We start from the raw sequence: 12,905 nt of genomic DNA, 5'->3' as shown, positions 1-12,905 counted from the left end.
AACGCATGCCCAAGCCCTCCTCCCTGATTTCCGCCCTGGCCGCCGCGCTGGCGCTGTATGGCGCCGGCGCCTCGGCGGCCGACGCCGCGGACGCCATCGTCGGCCTCAATATCAAGCCCCTGCCCCTGTATGCCAAGTCCGATGGCGGCACGCCCGCGGCGAAGTCCGACGGCCAGGGCATGCCCTGGCCCGTGCTGGAGGAAGCCAACGAGTTCTATCACGTCAAGGTGGACGGCAAGGACTACTGGGTGGACAGCATGCACGTGCGCATTGCGCGGGGCTCCGCCGCGCAATGCGGCCCGGTGATCAAGGGCGTGCCGCCGCCCACGGGCTCGACCGCCGGCGCCGGCGAAAACGTCTGCCGCTGAGCCGCCGATGCGATCCGCCCACATCCTGCGCCTGGCCGCCATCTCGGGCGCGCTGTTCCTGACCGCCTGCTCCACCTTGCCCGGAGGCAAGGGCTTTTCCGTCACCGCCGGCCAGTTGCCGCCGCCGCCCGCCGACCGGCAATGGCCCGACGCCAGCCAGGACGCGCGCAACCAGCGCGCCCAGGGCATGGGCCTGGTGGTCATGCCGGAAATGGAGGCCTATCTCAATGGCCTGCTTGCCCGCATCAAGACCGCGGCGGGCGTGCCCGGGTGGCCGGGCGCGGTCCACGTGACCTCGTCATCGGCGCTGGAGGCCTACAGCACCGGCGCCGGCAACATCTACCTATCGATGGGCTGGCTTTCCTCGGCCGAATCGGAAGACGAGATCGTCGCCATCCTGTCGCACGAGTTCGGCCACGTCTATCTGGACTACCACCAGATGGAATCGGTCAATGCCGCCGGCGACCAGGTCGCGACGCTGGCCGCGGTGGGCGTGGCCCTGGCCCGCAAGGCCGGCAGCGCCACGGGCTGGAGTCCGGTCAATAGCGTGATCGCCTCGTACACGCTGGGCAAGAACGTGCTGGTGCCCGCCTGGGGCCGGCAGCAGGAAGAGAACGCGGACCGCTTCGGCGCCACCATCAGCCTGGAACTGGGCTACTCGTACACGCAAGGTTTCAAGGCATTCCTGGAGCGCCAGGCCACCTGGGAAAGCGAGAACGCCAAGACCCAGGCCGAGGAACGCCAGCGCATGCTGGAACAGATCAAGCAGGCCGCAGCCGACAACACCCGCAAGCAGGAAGCGGCCAAGGGCAACAACATCGCGCCGCTGACCGAATTGCAGGCTTCCCTGAATTCCGGCGTGGCCGGCGCCAGCGAGGGCTTGCGCACCGGCCTGGACGACCTCTGGAAGAAGATCACGGTCAGCCACCCCGATACCGGCGCGCGCCTGGCCTCGCTGACGGAACAGGTCATGCCCTTGATGGCCGGCAAGCCGCGCCCGCCCGCCGCCGCCGCGCCCTGGAACAAGGCCCGCGCGCAGCGCCGCACCGCCGCCCTGCTGAAGAACTACAAGACCGCCGGCGAAGCGCAGCAGGCCTTGCAGGCGCAGGACTACCCGCGCGCCCGCAAGCTCGCCGCCCAGGCGGCCTCCGGACCTAGCGCCACGCACGCGCTGCCGCTGCTCACCCTGAGCATGGCCCAGGCGGAAGCCGGCGCGCGCGGCTCCACCCTGCTGGACCGCAACCTGGCCTCCGAGAACGACCGCGCCTGGCAGGTCTATGTGCTGCGCGCCAACAACCTGCTGGGCGCGGGCCAGTCGGCGCCGGCTTCCAAGGTGATGGATCAGGGGTTCGGATACTTCAGGAATTCGGCGCTAGCCTGGCCCGAGGCCATCCGCTTCTATGGCCAGACCCAGGGTTGGGACCAGGCGCGCAAGCTGGCGCAGGAATGCGCGTCGCGCTTTGCCAGCTATGCGGCGGAATGCGGCAAGGCCGCCCAATCTCCCGCCGAGCAGGCCGAGGCCGAGCGGCGCAGCGAGCAGAAGGCGCAATCGCTGGTCGACAAGCTGTTCAAGTAGATCCGCGGAACACGGGGCGGCGCGGGCGGCGGGCCCGCCGCCCCGCCGCGTCAGTGCGTGTGCTCGTCGAGCACCAGGTGCGCCATGCCCTTCTCGGTGGCCAGGCCCACTTTCTGTCCAATCGGCAAGGTGGCCTTGGTCGCCACGTGCCCGTAAGGCAGGCCGGTAACCACCGGCACCTTGACCGTCTTGCGCAGCCAGGCCACCACTTCGTGCAGGTCATAGCCGTTGTCGTGCGGCGCCAGCTTGTAGTCCGAGAAGCGGCCCAGCAAGATGGCCTTCTGCTTGCCCAGGATGCCGGCCTGCGCCAGCTGGATCAGCATGCGCTCGATACGGTAGGGATGTTCCGCCACGTCTTCCAGGAACAGGATGCCGCCGCGCACCTTGGGCATGTAGGGCGTGCCCAGCAGCGACGTCAGCATGGCGAGGTTGCCGCCCCACAGAATGCCGCGGCAATCCACCGCGTCGGCGTCCTGGGTCTCGAAGCTGAGGATTTCCAGCTCGCCGCGCATGACCTCGCCGAACAGGGCCTCGGTCAGGTCGTCGACCTTCTTGCCGCCGAAGTCGGCCACGGCGGTGGCGCCGGTATAGCTGACCGCGCCGGTCTGCGCCAGCAGGCCCAGGTTGAAGGCGGTGAAGTCGCTCATGCCCACGAAGCGCTTGCCGCTGTCGGCCATGGCCTTCCAGTCGATGGCAGGCAGCAGCCGGCCCATGCCGTAGCCGCCGCGCGTCACCATGACGATGGGCAGCTTCTGTTTGGCGGCGCGCGTCAGGCTGGCCAGCCGCTGCGCGTCGGTGCCGGCAAAGCGCTGGTGCTGCGCCAGCGCGGTGCGGTCCAGGGCCGTCTTGAAGCCCTGCTGCTCCAGGCGCGCGCGCGCCAGGTCCAGGGTGGCCGGATCGCGCACCGCGGACGACGGCGAGATCAGATAGATGCCGCGGGCGTCCGGCAGCACGTGCGCGTGGCTGTGGTCGTGCCCGCAGTCCTCATCGCATTCGTGGCCAGCGTGGCCATGCTCGTGATCGTGGTCATGGCCATAGGCGGCCGCTTTCGCGCCGCGCGGCTTGGCGCCTTGGGATTTGCTCATGCTACGGATTCCTTGCTGCGGCGTTGGCGGAAGAACCGGCGCAGCAGGTCGCCGCAAGGTTCCGCCAGCACGCCGCCGGTGACTGAAGTGTGGTGATTGAGTTTGGGGACCGAGCCCACGTCCAGCACGCTGCCGCAGGCCCCGGTCTTGGGGTCGTACGCGCCGAACACCACGCGGGCAAGCCGCGCGTGCAGCATGGCGCCTATGCACATGACGCAGGGCTCCAGCGTGACGTACACGGTAATGCCCGGCAGGCGATAGTTTTCAAGCGCGCGCGCGGCGCTGCGCAAAGCAACGATCTCGGCGTGGGCGGTCGGGTCGTGGTCGATGATGGTGCGGTTGTAGCCGCGCCCCAGGATCTCGCCCTGGGCGGACACCACCAGCGCGCCCACCGGCACCTCGCCGATGTCGTAGGCCGCCTGGGCCTCTGCCAGCGCCAATTCCATGAAGCTGGCGTCCTGCGCGGTCCAGGGCGGAACCGCCGCCATGGGAGTAGGCTCAACCACGGTACACCCGGGATTTCAGCGCGATGCGGCCGGCCAGGCTGGTCACGGCCTCTTCCAACCATTGGTAGAGTTCGGCCTGTTCATCGTAGCGCGCCTGGTTCAAATTCGACACCCGGCCTTCCTCGATGAAGCCCCAGGCGCGGCTGCGCTTGTCGCGGTGCTTGGGGTCCCACACGCCGAAAGCAAAGCCGCCGGCGCGGCGGATCAGCGAAAAACACGGGATGTCGGTGTAGCCGTCGCCGACGAACACCATCTGGTCGAACGGCACGCGCAAGCGGTCTTCCGGCACCTTGCGGTTGACCTCGAAGGGCTTGTTGCGGAAATCGCGGCCGATGATGCCCTTCTGGATGTGGAACAGGTAGCGGGTCTTGTCGGTGAAGCTGACGATGCGGCGCGGGAAGGCGATGCCGCCGTCGTCGCCGTAAATGAATTCGGAAGCCCAGATCTCGGTGAACTCATGCGCGATGGGCGTGGAACGGACCACGTCGCCGATGCCGCTGGAGATCAGGTAGAACTCCAGCTGCACCTGCGGCTGCTCGGCCCGCACCGCGGCGCGCAACCGCTGGAACAGCGTGGGCACGCCGTCGTGCAGTTCCAGCCGGGCGCCCCAGTCCTTCAGGCGCTGCTGCGTGATGAGGCCGTGCTTGCCGGACTGCGACAGCTGGATCATCTGGTACAGGTAGGCGGGCACGGGGTCCCAATCCTGTTGCGACAGCAAGGGGTCGACCTGGTCCTTCCAGAAGGAAGCCGTGTCCACGCCTATGCTTTCCAGGAAGCCGGACGTGCTGTCCGAGGCCAGCGTGTCGTCGAAATCGAAAATCAGGGCGATGACGTCGGACATGAATATGCGTGAAAAGGGGCGACAGCCGCCATTTTGCCTGATTTGGCGGCTGTCGCCCCTGATTGCCGGAAACGCAGCGGGCGGAAACCGCCCTGCCCGGCTGCTTGTTTACTGACGGACCGGCGCGGTCATCGGCGCCGCGCCCGGCGCCATGCCCGGCGCGCCTGCGGCCGGCGCCACGCTGTCGGCCGGCACCTGGATGACCGTTTCACGCAGCACGCCGCCGCCCTGCACGCTGCCGCGCACATTGGTGGGCGAGGTCATCTGCGTCACGCAGTCCTGGCGCGAATCGGCAGGCAGGCGATTGCAGCGGTCCAGCATGTTCTGCTGCAGCTGGTCGGTGCTGCCGTCCTTCAGGTTGTTGCGGCTGGCTTCCTGGCGGGCCGCGCCGGCTTCGCGCATGCAGGCCGCCTGGTCCTGGCCGGTGGCGCCGCTTTTGCAGGCCGCCACGTCCTGTTGGTACTGGGACTGGACTGAGCTGCTGCCGGTCGCACCTGCCGCGTGGGCCGCTCCGGCGGCCAGCATCAGGCCTGCAGCGCAAAGCGTCGCCGCGAGGCGGTTGATATGCAAGGGTCGAGTATTCATGGCCAGCTCCTTGAAAGTTGTTTGAACCGTTACCCACTATCCCACGATGACGCTTCGGCTACATGTCCAGCGACGTGAAATCGTAAGACGAAGTTTCAATTGGCGCGGCGCAGCAAGCACGTCCTAGCGCGCATCGCGCTCGGCATCTTCCTCGCTCAGCCGGTTGCGGTAAGTCGCCGCGCGCATCAGCAGCATGGCCGTCACGGGCGAAGACACAATCAGCAGCAGCGTGATGATCACTTCATGAAACACGGGCCGCGCCGACAGCGCCGAAAAGACCAGGATGGAAGCGGCCAGCACGCAGCCGCAGCCCATCGTGTTGCCCAGGGTCGGCGCGTGGATGCGAGCGTAGAAGGTGCGAAAGCGCAGCAGGCCGGCCGAACCGGTCAGCGCGAGCAGGCCGCCGAGCACCAGCAGGATGCTGGCCGGTATGCCGGCCCACAGCGGAATCTGGGTTTCCATCATGGCTCGATCACCTCGCCGCGCAGCAGGAAACGGGCCATCGCGGTGGAGCCGACGAAGCCGAACAAGGCGATCAGCAGCGCGATATCGAAATAGACCGAGGTGCCGGAGCGGATGCCGAACACCAGCATGGTCAGCATGCCGTTGATGTACAGCGTGTCCAGCGCCAAGACGCGATCCTGGGCGGTCGGGCCGCGCAGCAGGCGGATGGCGGCGAACACCATGCCCAGCGCAAAGCAGATCAAGGCGAAGGAAGCCGCCCAGAAAAGTATGTCGTTCATTCGAAAATCTCCATCAGCGGGCGCTCGTAGCGCTCCTGGACCAGCTTGATCCAGTCGCCTTCGTTCTGCAGGTCCAGCACGTGCAGCTTCAGGCAGTGGTCGTCGGTCAGGGTCACCCAGACGGTGCCCGGCGTGTACGTGACGATGCAGGCCAGCATCGCCAGGCCATGCGGGTCGCGCATGGTCAGCGGGATCATGATGAACCCGGGCGAAAAATCGTTGCGGCGCGGATTCAGGATCAGCCGGGCCACGGCGATATTGGATTTGATGATGTCGGCGGTCACATGCAGGAACAGCGGCACGGCCTTCCACAGCCGGCGCGGCCGCGCCTTCAGTGGCCGCAGCCGCGACGCGGCCCAGGTGAACCAAAGCGCGAGCGCGACGCCCAGCGCGATCTGGCCCGCGGACAGGCTTTCATTCAGCACCAGCCACAGGACGAACAGGTAGACCGGCAGGAACAGGAAGTAGAGGCGGCGCATCAGCTTCCCCCCTTGAGGCCGCGCACGGTTTGCGCGGACATGACGGCGTCGATGTACGACTTGGGCTGATCGAGCGAGCGGGCCGCGTCGTCCAGGTAGGCCGACACCGGGCCCGCGCCGGCCGCCAGGCCCACGCACAGCAGCAGCAATACCGCCACCGGCCCGGCTTCGATCAGCCGCAGGCGCGGCGTGCTGCGGTCATCGCTGGCCCAGAACACGCGGATGCCGGTGCGACCCAGGCCAATGATGCCGGCCAGGCCGGAAACCAGCACGGCCGCCACCAATATCCATGCGTCCATCGGCACGACCGATTCGTTGGCCGCCGACACCGCGGCGGACAGCAGCGACAGCTTCGCGACGAAACCCGACAGGGGCGGCAGGCCGGTCACCAGCAAGGCGCAACAGATGAAGGCCAGGCCCAGGAAGGCCATGGCCGCAGGAATGGCCACGCCCACCACGTCGTCGGAACGGTTGACCGAGGCTGGATCGTCCAGGTCGAACGCGTCCAGCGTCACGGCCAGCACGTTGGCGCCGAAACTGCGGGTGCGTTCGATCAGTTCGGCCAGCAGGAAGAAGGCGCCCGTGGTCAGCACCGAGCTGATCAGATAGAACAACGCCGGGCCGGTCAGCGTCACGCCCGGCATGCCCAGCGCGGTCAGCAGCGTGCCGGCGGACACGATCACGCAGTAGCCAACCATCTTTTCCAGCTGCTGGGTCGCCAGCAGGCCCAGGCCGCCGAACAGCAGCGTGGCCAGGCCGGCCGCGAACATCCAGTCCAGGCTGAAGGCCGCCGGCGCGCCGGTGGGCAGTAGCAAGGAACCAATGCGCAGCAGCGCATAGATGCCGACCTTGGTCATGATGGAGAACATGGCCGCGATCGGCGCGCCCGCCGAGCCATAGCCCTTGACCAGCCAGAAGTTCAGCGGCCAGGCGCCCGCCTTCACCAGGAAGGCCACGCCCAGGATGGCCGCGCCCGCCTCGAACAGCATGCGGTCCGCGCCCGTCAGGTTGCCGGCGCGCACGGCCAGGTCCGCCATGTTCAGCGTGCCCGTCACGCCGTAGATCAGCGCGATGCTGATCAGCAGCAGGAACGACGCCACCAGGTTCACGGCGATGTACTGCAGGCCGGCGCTGACGCGCGCCACGCCGGAACCGTGCAGCAGCAGGCCGTAGGACGCGGCCAGCAGCACCTCGAAGAACACGAACAGGTTGAACAGGTCGCCCGTGAGGAAGGCGCCGTTCAGGCCCATCAACAGGAACTGGAACAGCGAATGGAAGTGCACGCCGGCCCGGTCCCAGCGCGCCAGGGCATAGATCAACGTGGCCAGGCCCAGGGTCGCGGTCAAGGTCAGCATCACGGCAGCCAGGCGGTCGACCACCAGCACGATGCCGAAAGGCGCGGGCCAATCGCCCACCAGATAGACCCCTACCCCATCCTGCCAGACGCCCGGCACGCCGCCGCCCGCGACCACCAGCAAGGCGATGGCCGCGGCCAGCTGGGCCACGGTGGAGGCCAGCGCGATCGCGCCGCGGGTGTAGCGGCGGGTATCGGCCAACAGGAGCATCGCCGCGCCCGCGACGAGCGGAGTGACGATGGGCAATACGGGAAGATGTTGCAGCCAGAAACTCAAGATTGGGACTCCCGTCCATCAACGTGGTCGGTACCCGTGAGGCCACGCGAGGCCAGCAGCACAACCAGGAACAGCGCGGTGGTGGCGAAGCCGATCACGATGGCCGTCAGCACCAGCGCCTGCGGCAGCGGATCCGCATACCAGGAAGGGTCATGGGCCACGGCCGGATCGACCACGGGCGGACGGCCCGAGGTCAGCCGGCCCATGCCGAAGATGAAGAGGTTCACCGCATAGGAAACCAGCGACAGCCCCATGATGAACTGGAACGTGCGGGGCCGCAGCAGCAGCCAGACGCCCGAGCCCGCCAAGATTCCGATAGCGATGGCGTATATCAATTCCATCAGGCTTCCCCTGTTTGAGCGGCGGCCGCCTGGATCTCGACGGCTGCCTTGCGTTGCGCGCGCAGCGATTGGTGAGCCAGCGCCACCAGCACCAGCACGGTGGCGCCCACCACCAGCATGTAGACGCCCAGATCGAACAGCAGCACGCTGGACAGATGCACATGGCCGACCAGCGGCAGCGCGATGTCCCAGGACAGCGCCGCCAGGAACGGCTTGTAGGCAAGCCAGGCGGTCACCGCCGCCGCGCCCGCGAACAGCAGGCCCATGCCGATCCAGTGCTGCGGATTGAGGCGGCTGCGCGATTCCACCCAGTACACGCCGCCGACCATGTATTGCAGGATGACGGCGGTGGCGAAGATCAGCCCGCCCACGAAGCCACCGCCCGGCTGATTGTGGCCGCGCAGCAGGAAGTACACGGATATCAGCGCGGCGGTAGGCAGCAACAGGCGCACCAGCACCGTGGGCACCATCATCGAGCCCGCTGGCACCAGCGACTTGATGTCCGGCGCGGCGGGCACGCCGCCGTCCTGGTCGAGCTGCTGGCGCGGCAGGTCCGCGCTTTCGGTGGCCGGGCGGAAGCGGCGCAGCAGCGCGTAGACCGTTAGCGCCACGATGCCCAGCACCGTGATCTCGCCGAAGGTATCGAAGCCGCGGAAGTCCACCAGGATCACGTTGACCACGTTGGTGCCGCCGCCGTCGGGCAGCGCGCGGTCCACGAAGTAGGAAGAAATGGTCTCGCCTTGCGGACGTACCAGCACCGCGTAGGCCAGCGCCGCCATGCCGGTGCCGGCCGCTGCCGCCATCAGCAGGTCGCGCAGGCGGCGTCCGCGGGCCTGCAGCGTGGCCTTCAGGCCTTCGTCCTCGTCCTGCGCGATGCGCCGCGGCAGCCAGCGCAGGCCCAGCAGCAACAGCACCAGGGTCACGACCTCGACCGACAGCTGGGTCAGCGCCAGGTCGGGCGCCGAGAACCAGACGAAGGTCAGGCAGGTGATCAGCCCGGCGCCGCCCGCCAGCGCCAGCGAGGCCAGGCGGTGGTACTTGGCCTGGTAGGCCGCGGCCAGCGCGCAGCCCGCGCCCACCAGCCACAGCAGCGCGAAGGCGGGATCTATCGGGGTCATGCGGCCGGCGCCGTCCAGCCAGCCGCCGCCGCGCAGCGGCAGCCAGGCCACGAACAGCGTGCCCAGCACGATCAGCAGCATCTGCACCTGCAGGCGCGAGGACGCCAGCCAGCGCAGCAGCCAGGCGGCGGCCACGCTGGAGCCGTCCAAGAGCGCCTCGAAGCTGCGGCGGCCGTCCAGGCGGTAGATGAAAGGCACCCTGCCCGGATTGGCGCGCTGATGCGCGCGCAAGGCCAGGTAGAGCAGGATGCCGGCCGTGGTCGCGACCAGGCTCATGACCAGCGGCAGGTTCACTCCGTGCCAGACTGCCAGGCTGTATTCCGGCATGCCCTGGCCCAGGATGCTCTGGGCCGCGGTCGCCAGGAACGGGCCGACCGTGATGCCGGGCAGCACGCCCACCAGCAGGCAGATGGCCACCAGCAAGGCGCTGGGGAACAGCATCCAGCGCGGAGGCTCGTGCGGCGCGCGCGGCAGGTCGGTGGCGGGAGGGCCGAAGAACACCTGCAGGATGAAGCGCAGCGAATAGGCCACGCTGAACGCGCCCGCGATGGTCGCCACCAGCGGCAGGCCTATCTCCATGATGCGGTCGCCGCTGATGAAGGTGGTCTCGGCGAAGAACATTTCCTTGGACAGGAAGCCGTTGAGCAGCGGCACCCCGGCCATGGAAGCGGCCGCCACCATCGCCAGGGTGGCGGTGATGGGCATGGCCTTATAGAGGCCGGACAGCCGGCTCAGGTCGCGCGTGCCGGTTTCATGGTCCACGATACCGGCCGCCATGAAGAGCGAGGCCTTGAACGTGGCATGGTTGATCATGTGGAAGATGGCGGCGACCAGGGCCAGCGTGCTGTTCAGGCCCAGCAACAGCGTGATCAGCCCCAGATGGCTGATGGTGGAATACGCCAGCACGCCCTTCATGTCCTGCTGGAAGATGGCGGCATAGGCGCCCAGCACCAGCGTGATCAGCCCCGCCCCGCCGATGATCCAGAACCATTCATCGGTGCCGGACAGCACCGGCCAGAAGCGCGCCAGCAGGAACACCCCGGCCTTCACCATGGTGGCCGAATGCAGGTAGGCGGACACGGGCGTGGGGGCCGCCATGGCGTTGGGCAGCCAGAAATGGAAGGGAAACTGCGCGCTCTTGGTCAGCGCGCCCAGCGCCACCAGGATCAGCACGGCCGGATACCAGGGGTCGGCGCGCACCAGGTCGCCCGCCGCCAGCACCCGGTCCATGTCGTAGCTGCCGACGATGTGGCCCAGGATCAGCACCCCGGCCAGCAGGCACAGCCCGCCCCCGCCCGTGACGGTCAGCGCCATGCGCGCGCCGCGGCGGGCGTCCAGGCGGTGATGCCAGTAGGCGATCAGCATGAAGGACGCCAGGCTGGTCATTTCCCAGAACATGACCAGCTGGATCAGGTTGCCCGACAGCACCACGCCGAGCATCGCGGCCATGAAGGCCTGGAAAAAGGAGAAAAAGCGCGGCACCGGGTCTTCGGGCGACATGTAATAGCGCGCATACAGCACTACCAGCGCCCCCATGCCGGAGACGATCAGCGCGAACAACCAGGCGTAACCGTCCATCCTCAGGGTGAACTGCAGGCCCAGGGCCGGCGCCCAGGGCAGGTCGTAACGGACCACGCCGCCGTTGGCGACTTCCGGATAGAGGCTGCCAACCAGAATCGCACAGGCCAGGGCGATGAGACCCGCCAACCAGGCCTCGGCATTGCGGGCGTTGGATGGCAGCAGCGCGGCGCACAGACTGCCGGCGAACGGCAGAGCGAGGATCAGGATCAGCGACATGGCGTTCCGAGAATGTCCGGGCCCCCTCCCGCCAGCGCAAGGCAGCGAAAGACGAAACAGACCGGGGATTGAAAAACGGACGGAACCCTGGACCGGTGCGTCGCTGCACTACACGTTGCCCCGCGGGGGGCATCAACCAACGCCATTGAACGGCGCAGACAGAAACAAACGCAATAGCTTTCTTGCAAGACCGGCCAAGAATCTCATACGGAAAATATCAGATTCTTGTAAGTTATGCAGAGATTTATGTGTGTACAAGGCCGATGACGGCATGTTCGATGCGCAATCCTTGCGCAATTGAAATATTCCCCAACCCGTTCATCTCTTTGTCAGCATTGATTTTTTTCTTCTATTTCCGTCTTCTTCGGACAAAATCGCCACAGAAAAATAACCCCAGGCAATAAGGGGTCTCTCCAGGTTGACCGGCGGAAATTTCCTGTGTCGAATGACTGCCACGAAACGCCGGCCTGGCCAGCATCCGAGCCAGGCGCGTTTCACCGACGCCGGCCATAGAAGCCGGCCGGGTCGGACATTCAATAAATATGGAGAAGACTCTTGACCGTGCTGTCCCAAGCCAAGGCCGTCCTGGCCGCCGCAATCGCAGGCGTCTGCTTTAGTACCGCCGCTCACGCGGCCGACCCCTACCCCAACAAGCCGATCCGGCTGATCGTTCCCTTCGCCGCCGGCGGCACCACCGACATCGTCGCGCGCGTCGTCGCCGACGGCCTGGGCCGCGAACTCGGCCAGCCCGTCATCGTGGAAAACCGCGGCGGCGGCGGCGGCTCCATCGGCGCCGACGCCCTGGCGCGCTCCACGCCCGACGGTTACACCCTGGGCGTCGCCACCGTCAGCACCATGGCCACCAACCCGGCCACCAACCCCAAGAACCCGTACAACCCGCTGACGGACTTCGCCCCCATCACCAATATGGTGAACGTGCCCAACGTGCTGACCGTGAACCCGGCCGTGCCCGCCAAGTCGCTGGCCGAGTTCATCGCCCTGCTGAAAGCCAATCCCGGCAAGTACAGCTACGCGTCCTCGGGCGCGGGCGGCATCGGCCACCTGGACGGCGAACTGTTCAAGTCGCTGACCAAGACCGACATGGTGCACGTGCCCTACCGCGGCTCCGGCCCGGCGCTCAACGACGTGATCGCCGGCCAGGTCAACGCCCAGTTCGACAACCTGCCCTCGTCCATGCCCCACATCCAGGCCGGCAAGCTGCGCGCCCTGGCCGTGGCCGCGCCCAAGCGCCTGCCTGCGCTGCCGGACGTGCCCACCTTCGCCGAAGGCGGTCTGCCGGAGATGGACAACATGGCCTGGTACGGCCTGGTCGCGCCCGCCGGCACGCCGCAGACGGTGATCGACCGCATCCATGACGCCACCGTCAAGGCGCTCAAGGATCCGAAGATCGTGCAGCGCCTGGCCGACGGCGGCTCGCTGGTGGACGGCAACACGCCGGCCGAATACGCCGCCCAGATCAAGCGCGAACTGGAGCTGCGCCAGCGCATCGCCAAGGAACGCAACATCCAGTCGACCAACTGATAGCCCGCGGAGCTTGCGCCGGCCCATTCCGGAAACCGGCGCTTCCACGACAGCCGGCCTGCTTTGCGGGCCGGCTTTTGCTTGACTACGATCGCTCCGGTGGTAGCATGTGCGACCGTGCGATCCCATCTTTCCCCCCTCTCCTGCGCCGCCTGCGCGCTTTGCGCCCTGCGCTCGACCCTGTTGAGCTCGCAGGAAGTCGCCGCGCGCTCCGCCTACGCCCGCTCCAAGCCCGGCTAATCGCCGGCGTGTCCCCTTTCTGATTCCTGTACCGGCCGCCGCCGGCTGACCGC

General features: G+C 67.5%; 13 protein-coding genes. 3 read left to right on the top strand and 10 right to left on the bottom strand.

Annotated features, from left to right (window positions below; translation table 11 throughout):
* Nucleotides 1-5 precede the first annotated feature (5 nt).
* Together HWY37_RS13815 and HWY37_RS13810 are read left to right on the top strand one after the other, a co-directional pair.
* Nucleotides 6-368: a hypothetical protein gene (locus HWY37_RS13815; RefSeq protein WP_175205538.1), complete on the top strand. Its 363-nt coding sequence runs from the start codon at nt 6-8 to the stop codon at nt 366-368.
* Between the two features lie 7 nt (nt 369-375).
* Complete coding sequence (locus tag HWY37_RS13810; protein WP_176088868.1) at nt 376-1,944, top strand: M48 family metalloprotease; 1,569 nt, start codon at nt 376-378, stop codon at nt 1,942-1,944.
* Nucleotides 1,945-1,994: 50 nt separating this feature from the next.
* On the opposite strand, the gene HWY37_RS13805 is transcribed toward HWY37_RS13810, so the two are convergent.
* The 10 genes from HWY37_RS13805 to HWY37_RS13760 all read right to left on the bottom strand — a co-directional run bounded on the left by HWY37_RS13805 (nt 1,995) and on the right by HWY37_RS13760 (nt 11,070).
* Complete coding sequence (locus HWY37_RS13805) at nt 1,995-3,029, bottom strand: LD-carboxypeptidase (protein ID WP_175205536.1); 1,035 nt, start codon at nt 3,027-3,029, stop codon at nt 1,995-1,997.
* A complete protein-coding gene (tadA, locus tag HWY37_RS13800; RefSeq protein ID WP_175205535.1) occupies nt 3,026-3,517 on the bottom strand; it encodes a tRNA adenosine(34) deaminase TadA in 492 nt (163 codons plus the stop codon). Before tadA ends, HWY37_RS13805 begins: the two co-directional genes overlap by 4 nt.
* 10 nt (nt 3,518-3,527) lie before the next feature.
* Complete coding sequence (locus tag HWY37_RS13795; RefSeq protein WP_175205534.1) at nt 3,528-4,376, bottom strand: HAD family hydrolase; 849 nt, start codon at nt 4,374-4,376, stop codon at nt 3,528-3,530.
* Nucleotides 4,377-4,484: 108 nt separating this feature from the next.
* Entirely contained in the window at nt 4,485-4,961 is a 477-nt protein-coding gene (locus tag HWY37_RS13790; protein ID WP_176088867.1) for a hypothetical protein, read from the bottom strand.
* Between the two features lie 123 nt (nt 4,962-5,084).
* Nucleotides 5,085-5,426 carry a monovalent cation/H(+) antiporter subunit G gene (gene mnhG, locus HWY37_RS13785; RefSeq protein ID WP_175205532.1) on the bottom strand — a complete coding sequence of 114 codons (342 nt, stop codon included), beginning with the start codon at nt 5,424-5,426 and terminating at the stop codon, nt 5,085-5,087.
* A complete protein-coding gene (locus HWY37_RS13780) occupies nt 5,423-5,704 on the bottom strand; it encodes a K+/H+ antiporter subunit F (RefSeq protein ID WP_175205531.1) in 282 nt (93 codons plus the stop codon). Before HWY37_RS13780 ends, mnhG begins: the two co-directional genes overlap by 4 nt.
* On the bottom strand, nt 5,701-6,183 hold the full coding sequence (locus HWY37_RS13775; RefSeq protein ID WP_175205530.1) for a Na+/H+ antiporter subunit E: 483 nt from the start codon (nt 6,181-6,183) through the stop codon (nt 5,701-5,703). The genes HWY37_RS13780 and HWY37_RS13775 overlap by 4 nt, the downstream gene beginning before the upstream one ends.
* Nucleotides 6,183-7,814 (bottom strand): monovalent cation/H+ antiporter subunit D, encoded by a 1,632-nt coding sequence (locus HWY37_RS13770; RefSeq protein WP_175205529.1) that lies wholly within the window; start codon nt 7,812-7,814, stop codon nt 6,183-6,185. Before HWY37_RS13770 ends, HWY37_RS13775 begins: the two co-directional genes overlap by 1 nt.
* Nucleotides 7,811-8,155 (bottom strand): Na+/H+ antiporter subunit C, encoded by a 345-nt coding sequence (locus HWY37_RS13765; protein ID WP_175205528.1) that lies wholly within the window; start codon nt 8,153-8,155, stop codon nt 7,811-7,813. Before HWY37_RS13765 ends, HWY37_RS13770 begins: the two co-directional genes overlap by 4 nt.
* Nucleotides 8,155-11,070 carry a monovalent cation/H+ antiporter subunit A gene (locus HWY37_RS13760; protein ID WP_176088866.1) on the bottom strand — a complete coding sequence of 972 codons (2,916 nt, stop codon included), beginning with the start codon at nt 11,068-11,070 and terminating at the stop codon, nt 8,155-8,157. Before HWY37_RS13760 ends, HWY37_RS13765 begins: the two co-directional genes overlap by 1 nt.
* A gap of 555 nt (nt 11,071-11,625) precedes the next feature.
* On the opposite strand from HWY37_RS13760, the gene HWY37_RS13755 reads away from it, so the two are divergent.
* A complete protein-coding gene (locus HWY37_RS13755) occupies nt 11,626-12,612 on the top strand; it encodes a Bug family tripartite tricarboxylate transporter substrate binding protein (protein ID WP_175205526.1) in 987 nt (328 codons plus the stop codon).
* The last annotated feature ends 293 nt before the right edge of the window (nt 12,613-12,905 follow it).

The organism is Achromobacter anxifer (assembly GCF_903652925.1).
In the GTDB taxonomy this organism is placed as follows: domain Bacteria; phylum Pseudomonadota; class Gammaproteobacteria; order Burkholderiales; family Burkholderiaceae_B; genus Achromobacter; species Achromobacter anxifer.
This window is presented reverse-complemented; position numbering and strand designations above follow the sequence as displayed.